The sequence below is a fragment of the Flavobacterium weaverense genome, assembly GCF_003688495.1.
GTDB classification, from domain to species: Bacteria; Bacteroidota; Bacteroidia; order Flavobacteriales; family Flavobacteriaceae; genus Flavobacterium; species Flavobacterium weaverense.
This window is the reverse complement of sequence record NZ_REFH01000007.1, coordinates 1-15,116: the sequence shown is the minus strand read 5'-3', so window position 1 is coordinate 15,116 and position 15,116 is coordinate 1. Positions and strand designations below refer to the sequence as shown.

The following is a 15,116-nucleotide window of genomic DNA, read 5'->3' as shown; positions in this document are numbered from 1 at the left end:
TCGTCAAACTTATTGTAATAAAAATCAACTATCTAATTTGAGATAGTAGTGCTGCTATTTAACAATACCAAAATCTGAAAAAGTATTATTAGAATTTCATAAAAAACAAACTTTTGACATTTAATAATCTATCAGTCAATGTGACTTAAAATTCATAACAAATCAGCGCTACTTCTTAGCTGAAAAATCTCCCGCAGTATTAAAGTAAAAATAAATTTCATGAAAAAAACAACAATACTATATGCAGTATTTATATTGATTTTTATCGGTTGTAAATCGTTGAAAAAAGAAATCAATGCTGATATTCTTATACAAAACGGAACCGTATACAATGGAATTGACAATGCATCTAGTAAAAAATCAATTGCAATAAAAGGAGACAAGATTTTTTACATAGGTGATGAAAAAAAAGTAATAATAAAAGCTTTTAAAACGATTGATGCAACTGGATTGCTCGTTTCACCGGGTTTTATAGATCCACATACCCATGCTGATGCAGATTTAAGCAATCCTGAAACATCACATAATAAACCATTTCTATTTCAGGGAGTTACAACTGTAGTTATAGGCAATGATGGCTCTAGCTATTATCCTATATTAAAATATAAAAATTTATATGAACAACAAGGAATTGGTACTAACGTCGTTTTACTTGTCGGTCACGGGACAATTCGGAATGAAGTTATCGGCAACAGCGACAGGAAAGCTACCACTTCAGAAATCACAAAAATGCAAGCACTTGTTCAGCAAGAGATGGACTCAGGCGCTTTTGGACTTTCTACGGGTCTATTTTACGCACCTGGCAGTTATGCAGATACAGCGGAAGTTATCGCGCTAGCAAAGACAACTGCTTTAAATAATGGAATCTACGACACACACTTAAGGGATGAAAGTTCGTATTCAGTGGGCTTAATCCCTGCTATCCAAGAGGCTATAGAAGTAGGTAGACAAGCCAAATTACCCATTCACATCTCACATATTAAATGCTTGGGCGTGGATGCTTGGCACCAAAGCGATTCCATAATAGGAATTATTAGTGCAGCGCGAAAAGAGGGAATTAATGTCACCGCAAACCAATATCCCTACGATGCATCAGCCACTAGTTTAAAAGCAGCCGTCGTACCTCGATGGGTAGAAAGCGGCGGTTTAGATTCTATGTTTATTCGATATAATAATCCACGATTAAAACAGCGCATTCTTCAAGAAACAAAAATCAATATAGCCCGTAGAGGAGGACCAGAAAAGTTGTTAATGATAAACTCTGATGACAATACAATCGCTGGAAAAAATTTGTTGGAAATCTCAAAAATTTTAAACAGTTCTCCAGAGGAATCAGTATTTGCTATTTTAAAAAAAACGCAAGTAAAAGTTGCCTCGTTTAATATGATAGATGATGACATTTCATATTTCATGAAGCAAGATTGGGTGGTGACGGGATCAGATGGAGGTTCAGGACATCCAAGAAAATATGGAACTTTTCCTCGGAAATATAATAAGTATGTAAAAGAAGAAAATAAAATTCAAATAAATGAATTTATAAAAGCTAGTACGTCAAAAACTGCTGATGTACTGAAAATCACAAAGAGAGGAACCTTAAAAGAAGGCTATTTTGCTGATATCATTATTTTCAATCCCGAAACCTTCAAAGACAAAGCTGATTACGAGGATGCCTTTCAGCTCGCTGAAGGTTTGGAATATAGTATTATTAACGGTGTAATTGCAATAGAAAAAGGAAAAGCAACAAACGTTTTACCAGGCATAATTTTAAAAAAATAAAAAAGATGAAAAATTCAATTCTGTCTCTACTCTTAGTTTTTGTAGCTACTACTTACTCACAAAATATAAAATTACAGAGTACCTCTAAAGAAACAGCTCGCAAAGGAGACATCATCAGCACAATCATAAATGATACTAAAAGCTTCTATCACATTGATTTCGCTAACTATCCTTCTAACGACAAAACTCTTCCTATTGGTGTTTTTGATTCCGGCACTGGAGGCTTGACCGTTTTAAAAGCTATTATAAATTATGATCAAAACCATAACACTAATCGTGAATCAGGTAGCGATGGAATTTTAGACTTCAATAAAGAAAGTTTTATTTATCTAGCCGATCAGGCGAATATGCCTTACGGAAATTATGCATTAGAAAACAAAGACGATTTATTAAAAGAACATATTATTAAGGACGCTCAGTTTTTATTAGGAAATAAATACTACTCTGATTACGATGATTCTTCTTTTAATACTGATAAAAAACCAGTGAAAGTAATAGTCATTGCATGCAACACCGCAACCGCTTATGGCAAAGAGGAAATAGAAGTATTCCTAAAAAAAGCTAATTCAAAAATTAAAATTATAGGTGTTATTGACGCAGGTGTTCGGGGCGTATTAGAAACTTTAAAAAAGGATGAAGACGCAATAATTGGTGTTTTAGCTACAGCTGGAACAGTTTATTCGAAAGGGTATGAAAACACTATTTTAAAATTCAAAGATGAATTAGGATTTTTAGGTAAGATTGAAGTTTTTTCTCAAGGAGGTGTAGGAATTGCAGAAGCAGTAGATGAGGACGCAGATTACTTTATTAAAAACCTAAAAAAACCACGACAAGAGTACAAAGGACCAACGTTAGATGGTGACGTCAGAATTGACAAAGCACTTTTGGACATTTACAATTTCAATTATGATGATAGTAAAATGCTCTGTGATACTAAAAATGCAGATGATTGTTCGATTTTACAAATTAATGATCCTGAAAATTATGTGCGCTACCACCTTATAACACTTTTGGAGAATATTAGAAAATCAAAAACGAAAAATAAATTGAAATCTATTATTTTAGGTTGTACGCATTATCCCTATTTAATTAATGAAATAACGAAAGTGTTGAATGAATTGTATGATTATAAGAGTAAAGATAACATTTATTTGTACCGAGACTTTATGATAAAAGAAATCAAATTAGTAGATCCAGCAGTAAATACAGCTAGAGAGTTGTATGATTATCTAAATCAAAAATCATTATTTAATCCAAACGGTGACCTGAAGAACAGTGAGTTTTACATTAGTGTACCAAATAAAGACAATAAAAATACTAAAATTGATGCAGAACAACGTTTTTCATATGACTATAAATATGGCAGAGATTCAGGTGAAATCCAAGAATATGTCAAAATGGTGCCTTTTAGCAGAGCTAATATTTCTAATGATATTTTAACGCGATTAGAAAATCAAACGCCTCATGTATTCCAACTGATAAAAAGTTTTAATGAGTCTAACGAAAAAGTAAAATTTTTAAAAGAGGAAAATAAAATTTAAAGAATTGGTCCAGAATGTACGTCGACACTGAAATACAGGCAGCTGAATTTTTGTAATATAATTTTTGAAATCACTACAACTATTTATTAGAATTAAACATTTGTGCTTAGATCAATTGTAGTTCGACAAAAGTTTTTGTGACGAACGAAAAAAATAATTTCGAGAAAGTATTAAAAATTCATCTAGTTAAAACAAAATAATATTTCATCAAAAATTAATAACAAAAAAACCAAAGGGAGATGAATTTTAATTACTAAAATTCATCTCCCTTTTAGTCAACTAAAACTTTCATAGTAACAATTTTCTTTTTATTAGTCACTTTCACAATATAAACTGCATATTTTAGATTTACATCAAATTGATGAATGCTACTTCCATCTACTTTTTTGTTAATTAATAGTTTGCCTAACAAGTCGAAAATTTTCACATCAGTGACACCCTCAATCAAAGTTAAATCAATACAAACTTTTTTATCCTTATAATAAATCTTCGCTTCTAAATCCTCAGTCCCTTGTTCAACAGGAGCAAAGTGAATGATAAATCGGTCTTCTACGTCTTTTAACGTTGCTTTAAATTCGTGTTTTGGATTAGCTTTTAAATCTATTATCTTTTTTGTTTTTTTATCTTCTAAAAACAGAATCTCAAAATCTGCGCTATCAACACCAATGCTTAAAGAATAATTGCCATCTTTTCCTGCTTTGAAGTTTATTGGAACACTTTTGTTTTCAGCTGTACTTGTTAAATATCTAACGGATAAATCGTTATTCAAATCAGTAAAATATGCAGATGGTGCCTCGTCATTTCTACTAAACAACTTAAACGCTCCTGGTTCATTTTTTGGATAACCAAATTGAAGTAAAACTTCATCATAACCGTATGTTTCGTTTGACGAAAATCTAACAATTAAGTTTTCTGATATGGTCTTTTTTAATCGCATCCAGCTATTCGCTCCATTATTGTTCCTTACTGCGTTTGAAGTGCCAATATTTCCACTTGTAGCCGCTCGCACAAAATAACCTTGAGTTGGCGCAATGTATTGCGTAACACCATTCGTTCCTGCAGAGCTTAAGGAATTGTAAACTCCGTAATTATTAGAAGCTGGATTCCAAATCCACATATCATAACCTCCACCTGATTCTACTAAATTAGATCGTGACCAACCTAAAGTTGATTTCCAATCCATAGAAGATGGGTAAGGATTTCCAACCAAATTAAAACCGCGAACCGTTGGATCAAGACTAGTAGCAGTATTGGTAATGGGATAGCTTACATTGCCATTGTTCAATAAACCTATAAATTCTTTAGTTGGATTTAATGCTTGAGTAGAATAGAGATATCCTCTTCCTTTTACAAAACTTAAACTAGCATGTATTGATGTCCAAGTTGGTGCAACAGTGTTATTTAAAATATAAGTCCAGCAAGGTGTAGGCTCGTTCCAAATATATAAATCATAACCGGTCCCATTACCGTAAGTTCCGGTTGGCAGCCATGTTGTACCTGCCAAAACTTGATCAGAAACTGGAGCGGATAGAAAGTGCCAATCTTCTTTATTACCACTAATATATCTTTGCATAGTTGCCGGTACATTATCAGAATTATGATTTAATGAAGCAGTGCCTGCAGAGGTAGATTTTAGAACAAGACCTGCTGTTCCACCGTTATTAATAATAGATCCTTTAACAGTAAGCGTTTTGCTTGCTTCTACTTTTAATATTTTCCCAAGATTTATAGTAAGGTTTTTTATGTTTGTTTGATTCGAATTCAAAATAACTCCGGCAGCATTATCTATTACTAAATTATTGTAAATAGTCACACTTTCAGGCATCACTTGCTCTGCTATGCCATTCATTTTTATAGTTCCTTTTTCACTACTAAAGGTCCCCGAATTTACAAAATCCTTCGAAATGCTGTACATGCCATCACCTTGAATTGTACCTAAATTATTAACTGTATAAAGCGCAATAAGTCCGTCATTATTTACTTTTGAAGCACTATCATTATTCAATGTATGTAAACTAACTGCTGTATTAGTGCCAACAGAAATATACGCATTAGTACTAGAAACATATTGTGCATGTATCTTGTACGAGCTTAAATACAGAATCAATCCTATCATAAAGACTGAATAACTCTTCGTCAAAAATTTATTTTCTGTACAATCTTTCATGTGGAATATATAATTGCAAATATGCTTTTTAGGTGATGAAGTCAAACAAGGCTAGATTTAATAAATATGATTTCTACTAGTAAGTATACTTTTTAATTACCAATCTTAACTAAAGTTAATATTCTATTCATTACACTAACTTCACTGCTATCTGAAGATTGCGCATCAATTTTCCATCTTACATCTATAACATCGCCTTGTAAAACAGACGTAAATCCTTGTAAAGAAATATCTGATGGATTAGTTAAATGCGCTCTTGTTCTGCTAGAGTTAGGAATTAATACGCCGTTTTTATAGAGACTAAAAGTGGCTATATGATTAATTGGAGTAACAACTGTAGTCGATCCTGCTTGAAATATTGTGCCAGAAATAGTAGCTGTTTCAAAACCGGTAATTGCACCTAGATTAGTTCCAATATCGCCGATAAATGTTGAACTACCTGTATTAGCTATGCCGCCAGAACCTGTAAACATGATAAAAGACTTTACAGATTTAAAGTCAATAGTGGAAGCTTTTGAAGGCAACGATAATGTACCAGGTCCAAAAGAAATCGCACCACCATTAGTTAGTAATCTTCCAGTTATAGTGGATGTGGCGCCTACTGCTATTGCCGCGGTATTCGAAAATATTGTACCTTGAATTACTGTTGAAGCGCCTAATCCGATGGCAGCTTCCGCTATCCAATAAACGTTTTCTGAAGATGCTCCATTTATCAATTTAACAGTAGTTCCAGCTCCTGTATTAAATGCAGCGTTTCCTCTAATAACAAATAAAGCATTTGGATCACCGCCGCCATCTAAAGTTAAAATTCCTGCTATTGAAACGGCACCTTCAATATTATAAACACCAGGACTTAGTACCTCGCCACTGCCAAAAACAAGAGGATGTGATGTATTAGTTACCGTTAAGCCAGTAATTGAATTATAGATCGAACTCACATCTGATGTTGCTGCAGCGGTGCTAAAACCTGTCGTGTAAACCGCCGAAGGAATTTCAACTTGACCATTAAAAAGTGCTAAATAAGGACCTGATTCAGCTGCTGTTTTACTCATATCGCTAATTACAACATCTGAGGTGGAGCTTGTGGAAATTTTTGCAACAGCATCAACAGAAATATATGCAGAATTAGAATTATTTGATGCCAAAACCACCCAATTATTTCCATTATAAAAATTGAATTGATTATCTGATATATTATAAATCATTAATCCATTAGCTGGTAATTCTATTGCATTTCGTTCTACGATTTTCATTCTAGGAATAAGCATTCCCTTAGAACTTGTTCTTAATTCCAGTATTGCAGAAGGATCTGGAGTAATTAGTTCAGTACTAATACCAACTGACTGCGCGTTTACCATTGAAATAAACATCAAACTTAAGATAAGCATAAATGATTTTAATTCTTTATGAAATATCTTTTTTTCCAAAGGGAAGTCCCATTTAATAAATTTATGTAAAGTACTATTCATATGGTCATATTTAATTTTTGCTGTAAAAAAAATTTAAATAAATTAAAATTCTTTTTCAATTTTGGTTGGGATAAATAGTATGCTACAACACCTTATTTCAACAAATAATAAATCTTTTCGGGTTTAAAAAATAAATTTTAAAATCTACTTTTGAGAAGAAGTGTTTAATTGATATGGTTTTAAATTCAAGAATACTGTACTCTCAGAATATAATAAGCCGAAGGATATGAAATGAGCATAATTACTTTTTAAGTCAGAGACACACTGTTCCTTTTTCATTCAACTATAAAAATAATTTCTAAGTAATTACTAAGGTAATATTAATTGTGATCTCAAAATACAAATTAACGGTATTGATTGAAGCTTAAAGGTTGAAGTTTATACGCTTTGAATTCTGTACTATTTCGATTCGTTTACATTCGCGGCAATTTGTATTTCTTTTGCCTTATTTTAACTTATCGATGTAAGCATTTTTATCCGATTAAAACAATTCTATTTCTTGCCACTTAAGGCTTCTAATTTTAAATCGTACTAAGCTTTTTATCTATATTATGTGGTTCTAGATTGATAAAGCTCTGATGTGAAGTATAAGAGAAATGTGAAGGTACGTTATTTTTAAAGAATGCTATTATGCAAGTCAAAAAGAGTAAATACTAACATGTTATAACAAAAAAAGAACTATAATTCATACATAATACTGGTTTTAAAATAACTAATAAATTTTAAACTTTAAATTATTTAATAGGGTTTTAAAATTACCAAATCATTTCAATTTTAGGCAGATACATCAAAGATTAAGTGTCCAATCAAACAATAATGAAAGAGAAATTTATCAAGAGACAAGGCTATTTTATTTTAATTTAATAATTTCAATGTCATTATTTGCTGCTTTAAAAAATTCACAAACAGCAGAATTTAAGACTAGTTCAATATTATACGTATAAATTACTAATAAAAGAGCATTTTAAATACTGATTCAAATTGTAAACTTTCAGCTTTTTATCTCGCTGGTAATTGTGTCATTTGAAAATCTAAACCTTCAATTATGTCACCATCTTCAGAAATGCCTATTACAACTTCTCTAGTTTTTGGTATGCATTCAAAATTCAAATTTTTTAACTGCTCTTCATCTAAACTAATTCTATATTTACCAGGCATTAATCCTAAGTAGCTAAAATAACCATCCGCTTCACTTAGTATTTCCTTTACTAATCGACCCTCATAATCATATATTTTAACAGTTATTCTGCCTACGCCCTTGGTTTCATTTCCTTTAGTTATATAGATCGTTCCGTTCATCTCACCCATAGAAATAATGGGAACATACACACGTTTGTATTGATTAGGATCTACTAGTACTTGGAAGCTTTTATATTTGAACTTCCAAGAAATATTTTGCAAATCAGTATTTGAAAATTCTACATTATAGTCGACAAAAGCATTCAAATTTGACACTCTAACAATAGAGTCTTTTTTACTAATTTTCGCAGAGCCACCAGAAACCCTAACGTTATTAAGTAAAACCATTTTCTCACCTTTGTCTAAAATACCGTTTTGATTTAAATCTAAAAAAGGATAGAATAAAATCCCACCTTTTCCTAGGGAAGAAGTGTTATCGACATGAACGTATTTGTTTCCTCCGCCAAAAGCAACGCTTCCCTGTGCGTTTTCAGAGAAACTTAATTTTCTGTTAGTATAGAAAGAAGATAATCCCGTACGTGCGAAATCAAAATCATATCTAAAATTTAAAAAGATGGCGTCGTTTTTTGCAGTGATAAATCTTTCATAGGATGCAGAAAAATAACTTTTAGAAACACGCTTTTCAATTTCGGTCCTATATCTTGAAATTTTACTATCATTGACATTATATTCGACAGATGGCCTTAAAACAATTCCATTATTAAAGCGATAAGACAAAGATAAGTTAGTGGTTGTAAAAGAAGCTCTTTCATCAATCCAGTTTATTAGTGTTGATGAATTGATATTTACTTTTTTATAATACGATGAAAAGATAAAATCAATTTGGTTGAAGGTGAAGGAATCGTAAACGAATTGATTAAAATTTAATCTTGAAAAACCTGAAAATTGATTTAATTTAAAAGGTATTGAAAATTTAACTTTTCTTTCTTCAAGAGCGTTGAATCGTGTTGCACGCTGTCCCTTATCATACTTAGTAAAATCTAATTCTACAAGAGCTGATTTTGTTAGGTAATAATTTAATAATCCTTTCAATCTCACTTCATGCGCATACTCAACATTCAAAATTAATTTACTAAAAGGCTGAATAGAAAGTTTTGCAAAAGGAATAAAAGGAGATTCAATGATACTTGACAAATATTCTACTCCTCCGCCAAGAGTTATAAAACGATTCAATCCATAACTAAAATTCCCTTGTGCGTATTGAGTACCTGTTTCACTCTGCAAAACACCACCAGAAATAGTATATTCAAATGTTTTTGCAGGCATAAAAGTGTAAGGCGTATTTAAAATTCTTTCTTCTGTGCGCTCTTCACCAAGTGGACCGTAAAATTTTAATTTTAAGGTCGTATAACCGTATACTATTGGAACATTAAAAAAATATAAACCAGACGCATCTGCCACCTTATACTCAATTAGGACATCATTTATGTAAAGTTCAACAGTCCAGTTTGGCTCCGTATATTCATTTATGCGATACGTACCTTTTGCTTTTCGAACAGTATTAGGAGAATTATTAATCATTACTCCTACAACGGGAGATTCTAAAAAGGCGATACTTTGACTACTAATTTTTCCTACTTGTGCCTGCTTTATAACTTTAGCGTTGTTATCGATCCATCGCCAATTATACTGCAGCTGTTGAGCATTAAACCTATAATTGTCATTATAATTTATGGAAATATTTGTTTCGCCATACAGCAATTCTGCTCCAAGTCCTAAAACTACATTATTCATCGTTGAACCATTTACAGTTTGATTGGAATTTAATACCCAATCGACCGTTCCACCTTTTAATAAATGATAATTTCGAGGAATTACAGTGTCAACAGCTATCGAATGACCTTGTAATTTTGCAATACTATTTCTGGAATTTTCGATGCGTATTTCTCTTACATAAGGTAATTCAAAACTAGCAGTTAATTTTACTGAAAGTGATTTAGGATTTAAAATAAGGGTCAAGCCAAAAGCTTCAGATAAAATGCAAGATTCGATGTATCGAATACCCATTTCAACATGTAATGAATTTTTTATGTTCACGACTTTATTACCAACTTGAATTTGATTTGAAGTATAGTCAATTGAAAATAATTTTCTTTCATTTTCAATATATCCCTCTAATCCATTAAACAAATTGCTTTCATTGCAATTGATTTTAAGCTGCTTAAATAAATCAATAACATTTACATATAGTAAATTAGAATCGGTAATTAAGGCATTAGTTTCGAATGTCAACTTACCCTCCACATGAATTTCCACAGGAACTTCATCCATGGAAGAAAATGAAATTACTTTTTCTTTTACGGGAGTATCTTGAGCATTACTATGGATACTCACTAAAATAAATAAGAATAGATAAAGCTGAAAACATACAGACCTAGATCGCAAAACACAATAAGGAGTTTTCATTTTTTTTTACTAATTGCCAAGTTTATTCTTGAGCAAAAGTCAAATAAAAGTTACCTGAATAAGTACCCTTTGCAGCTCCGCCAGGTACAATAAGTGTACCTCCAACTCTTAAAGTAGTTATGAAATTACAGTTATTATTGACAGGAAAACTAATTCCGCTTGGTCCCTCTTCTGTAGGACCAATATTTAATATTAATGGCGAACTTCCACCACTATTAATAGTAGTATTTGGCGCGTAAGTTATTATGATATTTCTACCTTGACAAAGCTTAACTTCAAAAATTGCAGGTCTTGTAATTGAGCTATTTATTGCAACAATCCCTCCAGTTGTACTTCTATTTCCTTGATAATCGACTGTAATTGTACCGCCCGATCCAGTATCATAAAAAACACCAAAATCTATAGGTTGAGTAGATTGCACGGTCACTTCTCGTTGCGGAAGAGTAGGTTGTGCATTTGTAGTACTAGCAATTAAAAATAAAATAAATAGTATACACCAATGCTTGTTTTTAAAAAACAAATTCAATTTTTTCAATTATTTATAAATTTAATTCCTTTTGAGCTATAACTTCTTTACTCTCGTTTTCAGTATAAATGACATTAAATCGACCACCTTTAAAGTTGATATCCTTAGGCTTTTGAAGCAAAATCTTCATTTTTCTTAAAGTACCAGGAGTGTAGACTGCTATACCCTTTACTTTAGCAACTTCATATAGTTTATCTTCTTTGGATGTATACGTTATCGCAATATCTCCATAAATAGACATATTGCCTACTCTATTAATATCAAAGCTAAGATTATGATTGTTTGAAGTAATTTCCTCTTCATATTTTAAATCAGAAATAGTAATTGAAGTATTTGAAACCCCTTTACGTATTATATTTGCGATTGACACGCCAAAAACTGCCTCTATCTTTACTGACAATCCAAGATTCGTTTCCTTAGCCTCATCTTGTCCAAGTGGCTTGCTGTTTTTAACGGCCCTAAAATAAAGATGAGATCGATACTCACCCTCCTCAAGTTTACCTAAATTAACTAATTGTACTTTTACAGTTTGTGATTCATTTGGCGCGAGTGTTACTACTCTTGGATATACTCTCAAAAAGGGAGCTGCAAATTTTTGACCTAAATCTGGTTCTGAAATTTCTTCAAAAGCACCTATTTCAGTCATCCTAAATTCTACAAATGACATATTGTACACTGCGGTATCTTTCCCGGTATTTGCAAGATTTATTTGTTGCGTTCTATTTTTTTCTTCAAAATTTAACCTCTTTGGAAAAATAAGTAGATCGCCTTGAGCTACTAAAGTAGATTGTGCACTACTAAAAAATATAAACACTATAAATAAACAGAATCTAAATTTAGCGAAGATTGAAGATATTAATTGTAAATATTTATACATCTTTAAATTTATTGCAATTTACACTAAATAAAAGAAGTACCGTGATTAGAGGTACTTCTTTTATTATAATGTAATAAGAGTATTTCTAGTTGTAGTTTACAGTTACTGTTATTGCTTTATCATTTTTATATACACCAGCAACTTGTCCAGCAGCCACATTAAGAGTACCACCAACTGTAAAACTAGATTTACCTAAGTCATTTAAAGTTGACTTTCCTCCAACTAGACTACTAGTAAATCTGGAAATAGTCATCGTTGAACTATTCAATGGGTTAGTAAGAGTAACATCCCCAGTTGGAATAGTAATGCTATAACCATAATTTGCAGTTCCGGCAACATCAAAACCCGCAGCCTTCGCTGGAGTCGACAATGCACCTGTCTGCAGGGTTACTCCTGACTCAATTGTCCCACCATCGCTTGATAAAATCACTGTACCTGCAGAACCATTCACTGCAATCATACCAAAACTCATATCAGCAGTGTTTGTTATTGAAATTGGCGTTACTATTGTCGCAGTTGCACTAGCGGTAGCACTTGATTGAGCATTTGCAATGTTTGAGAATGCTGCGATAGCTAAGATAGCTAGGAATTTAATTTTGTTCATCTTTGTAGATTTTTCTGTTTTTGTTAATGCGATTTGGGGATCGCCGTTTTTATTTCTGGTACAAATGAATGGCGAAAAAAAACATAAATCTATTAAGAACGGTAACTAGCCATTATAACTGTTAAACTACACTAATTGGATCAAAATAGATCAAATTTACTAGTTTAAAGTGTACGAACACACCGTATAAATATGAATTTTCTATAATAAATTTGTCAAAAAACTGAAATATTTTCAACGATAAGTAAACTTTATTGTAATATCATTATTACTTATACAGCGGAAAAACAACCTGTCTTAGCGCGGAGAAGTGAAAAATAATTAACCTCAAAACTGAAAAATCAAAAAATCGCTTTCATAGCTATTGACAGTCTAAGCAACAATTTATAAAATAAGTTAATTATAATTTACGATAATCTCTATAGTAGATCCTGCACTTGCATAAGAACCGGATGTTTGTTCGGCACTAACATTTAATGTCGCTCCAAGAAATATTGTTTCAGTTCCATCGGACGTTAATTTTGGATCTGAGCAAATAAAACCATTGACTAGCATTGTGCTCTCACCATTATATATTAAATGATTTTTGGTAGGAAGTACTAAGTTATATTCGAAGTTATCTTGACGTGCAATAGTAAAGGTTGCCGCTCTTGCATTCGCAAAAGCTATGTCAGACACAGTAATCGAAGATGATGGGAGTCTTTTTGCATGCGAACCAGGAACTAATACTAAAGTTCCACTTGTTCCATTTGTAGAAAAATTACCAAAATCCAAATCATAAGTTTTATTAATTTGTATTGGCATTACAATGTTTGCAGAAGCTGAAGCGCTAGAAGTAACTTGAGCGCTTAAATTTCGTTCACAACTTAAAAAAATTACTATAGTTAAAAGAATATATTTTAACATCTACTTGCAATTAAAAGAATAAACAGTACTAAATAACATTGCTAACACTAATAGTTAAATAACGCTAATAGTTAACTAAGATTATTTTGATATATGATTAATTAAAATTGAGCGTGAAGCGGAAATAAAATCGATTTTCAAACTACATTACAAGTAAATATAGTAATTAAGTCGATTAAAAGCAAATAAGATCGATTAAATACATTTTAAAGATTTTTGTAGTAAAAAAGCCTGACATTGACCATTCCTAAATATTATTAAAACTGTTCGAAAATTCACTTATTCTTCTCAGTTCCCAACCAATTGCTTTCAATCACCTTTAGCATCCCTTCTTCTTTAAACCTTAGCAAATCTACATTAAGCATCGAAGTGAGAATAGAATTTAAAGGAAATGCAAATCCATATCCTTGCTTATGATATTCAGTATCAGATAAAATTAAGCTATCGTCAGGATGTTTTTCCAAAAAATACTTAATTTGCGGTCTATCAAAAACCACAGCCGCGACTTCTTTGTCCCTTAATAATTTATATCCTTGTTCCAATTTATCTATTAAAACTACCGTACCACTATAATCTTTAACAAAGTCAACGCTAGGCGAATCTATAAGAACAGCTATTTTTCGATTTTGAAATTGTTCAGCTGAAGAAATAACTGTTTTATCTAAACCAGAAAGAGTTAATGAGCTTGCTATTCCTGCAACCATTGTTGTAGCAAATAAGATAGAGATAATCATCCAAGAACCTGCAACAATCCTACCCATTAAAGTTACAGGTGCAATATCCCCATATCCAGTAGTAGACATAGTAACAATTGCACACCACATCCCATTAGCAATTCCTTTAATAGGTTCATGTGGAAACTGGTCGGGTGATGCTTTACGCTCAGCTAACCACAGCAATGTACCTACACATCCTAAAATAAATAAAAAGATGAATAAAGCATATAAAAGATCAATGGTTAACAACGGAGCAACGCGGTCAAAAATGGTTGGAGCACCAACTCGCGATAGAATAGATAAACTAGACTGAAAATAGGGTTGAGAAAAGTCAATCAGTTCTGCTCTTTCAGAAGTAATACTCACAGGACCGACTAGTACGTCTAAATTCCCTTTTTGTAGATCATCAATTGCTTTTGAAATGTTGTTATAAGGAAAAACAGTGTAACTCAAATCATTATCTTTAGCTAATGAGTGCCATATTTCAACCGAAATACCAGACCAGTCATTTTGATTTTTTACAACGAAAGGTTCTGACCCAGCGTAACCAACTTTTAGATCCTTCTTTACGAAAGAATCGTCCAGTGATGCAGTCTCTTGACTGTAGAAGTTCAGTGAAGTTAATAGTATAAGAAAAGTGATAGAAAACTTTATAGGAATAGTCAAAATTTATATAGTAAGTGAGTAAATGGTAATTTGCTAAAATACAAAACTTATATAAAAATAAAAAACCTTGACTCACAAGAATCAAGGTTTCGAATAAATTTTAATGGTAAGGATTGTAGTTTCTAAACTCCCAACTTTTTATAAAACAAAAAACCCTATTCAAATACATGAATAGGGTTTTTAAAGAAAGGCGACGACATACTCTCCCACATAACTGCAGTACCATCTGCGCAGGCGGGCTTAACTACTCTGTTCGGGAAGG

10 protein-coding genes and 1 rRNA gene are annotated in these 15,116 nt (G+C 32.1%); 2 read left to right on the top strand and 9 right to left on the bottom strand.

Going from position 1 to position 15,116, the window contains the following annotated elements; all coding sequences use genetic code 11:
• The first annotated feature begins 219 nt into the window (after positions 1-219).
• Positions 220-1,776, top strand: coding sequence for an N-acyl-D-amino-acid deacylase family protein (locus BC961_RS00100; RefSeq protein ID WP_121923835.1), 1,557 nt, complete (start codon positions 220-222; stop codon positions 1,774-1,776).
• Positions 1,777-1,781: 5 nt separating this feature from the next.
• The gene (locus BC961_RS00095; RefSeq protein ID WP_121923834.1) at positions 1,782-3,317 is read left to right on the top strand and encodes a glutamate racemase; all 1,536 of its coding nucleotides are present in this window, start codon (positions 1,782-1,784) and stop codon (positions 3,315-3,317) included.
• 271 nt (positions 3,318-3,588) lie between these two features.
• Here BC961_RS00095 and BC961_RS00090 read toward each other — a convergent pair whose 3' ends face one another.
• The 9 genes from BC961_RS00090 to rrf form a co-directional block, all read right to left on the bottom strand.
• On the bottom strand, positions 3,589-5,484 hold the full coding sequence (locus BC961_RS00090) for a T9SS type A sorting domain-containing protein (RefSeq protein ID WP_121923833.1): 1,896 nt from the start codon (positions 5,482-5,484) through the stop codon (positions 3,589-3,591).
• A 92-nt stretch (positions 5,485-5,576) separates the two neighbouring features.
• On the bottom strand, positions 5,577-6,953 hold the full coding sequence (locus BC961_RS00085) for an ice-binding family protein (RefSeq protein WP_121923832.1): 1,377 nt from the start codon (positions 6,951-6,953) through the stop codon (positions 5,577-5,579).
• Positions 6,954-7,952: 999 nt separating this feature from the next.
• Positions 7,953-10,559 carry a hypothetical protein gene (locus BC961_RS00080; RefSeq protein WP_121923831.1) on the bottom strand — a complete coding sequence of 869 codons (2,607 nt, stop codon included), beginning with the start codon at positions 10,557-10,559 and terminating at the stop codon, positions 7,953-7,955.
• A gap of 22 nt (positions 10,560-10,581) precedes the next feature.
• Entirely contained in the window at positions 10,582-11,094 is a 513-nt protein-coding gene (locus BC961_RS00075; protein ID WP_121923830.1) for a DUF4402 domain-containing protein, read from the bottom strand.
• 4 nt (positions 11,095-11,098) lie between these two features.
• A complete protein-coding gene (locus tag BC961_RS00070) occupies positions 11,099-11,899 on the bottom strand; it encodes a fimbrial biogenesis chaperone (protein WP_147440520.1) in 801 nt (266 codons plus the stop codon).
• Between the two features lie 148 nt (positions 11,900-12,047).
• Positions 12,048-12,566, bottom strand: a complete 519-nt coding sequence (locus tag BC961_RS00065) for a DUF4402 domain-containing protein (protein ID WP_121923828.1) — start codon at positions 12,564-12,566, stop codon at positions 12,048-12,050.
• Between the two features lie 396 nt (positions 12,567-12,962).
• A complete protein-coding gene (locus BC961_RS00060; RefSeq protein ID WP_121923827.1) occupies positions 12,963-13,472 on the bottom strand; it encodes a DUF4402 domain-containing protein in 510 nt (169 codons plus the stop codon).
• A gap of 275 nt (positions 13,473-13,747) precedes the next feature.
• Positions 13,748-14,854 (bottom strand): transporter substrate-binding domain-containing protein, encoded by a 1,107-nt coding sequence (locus BC961_RS00055; RefSeq protein ID WP_170151271.1) that lies wholly within the window; start codon positions 14,852-14,854, stop codon positions 13,748-13,750.
• A 185-nt stretch (positions 14,855-15,039) separates the two neighbouring features.
• Positions 15,040-15,116: ribosomal RNA gene (gene rrf / locus BC961_RS14975) — 5S ribosomal RNA — on the bottom strand; the annotation flags it as partial.

Bases quoted from the DNA above. Each gene is read 5' to 3' on its own strand.
- BC961_RS00065 (WP_121923828.1), bottom strand. From the start codon at position 12,566: ATGAACAAAATTAAATTCCTAGCTATCTTAGCTATCGCAGCATTCTCA.
- BC961_RS00090 (WP_121923833.1), bottom strand. From the start codon at position 5,484: ATGAAAGATTGTACAGAAAATAAATTTTTGACGAAGAGTTATTCAGTC.
- BC961_RS00060 (WP_121923827.1), bottom strand. From the start codon at position 13,472: ATGTTAAAATATATTCTTTTAACTATAGTAATTTTTTTAAGTTGTGAA.
- BC961_RS00095 (WP_121923834.1), top strand. From the start codon at position 1,782: ATGAAAAATTCAATTCTGTCTCTACTCTTAGTTTTTGTAGCTACTACT.
- BC961_RS00080 (WP_121923831.1), bottom strand. From the start codon at position 10,559: ATGAAAACTCCTTATTGTGTTTTGCGATCTAGGTCTGTATGTTTTCAG.
- BC961_RS00100 (WP_121923835.1), top strand. From the start codon at position 220: ATGAAAAAAACAACAATACTATATGCAGTATTTATATTGATTTTTATC.
- BC961_RS00085 (WP_121923832.1), bottom strand. From the start codon at position 6,953: ATGAATAGTACTTTACATAAATTTATTAAATGGGACTTCCCTTTGGAA.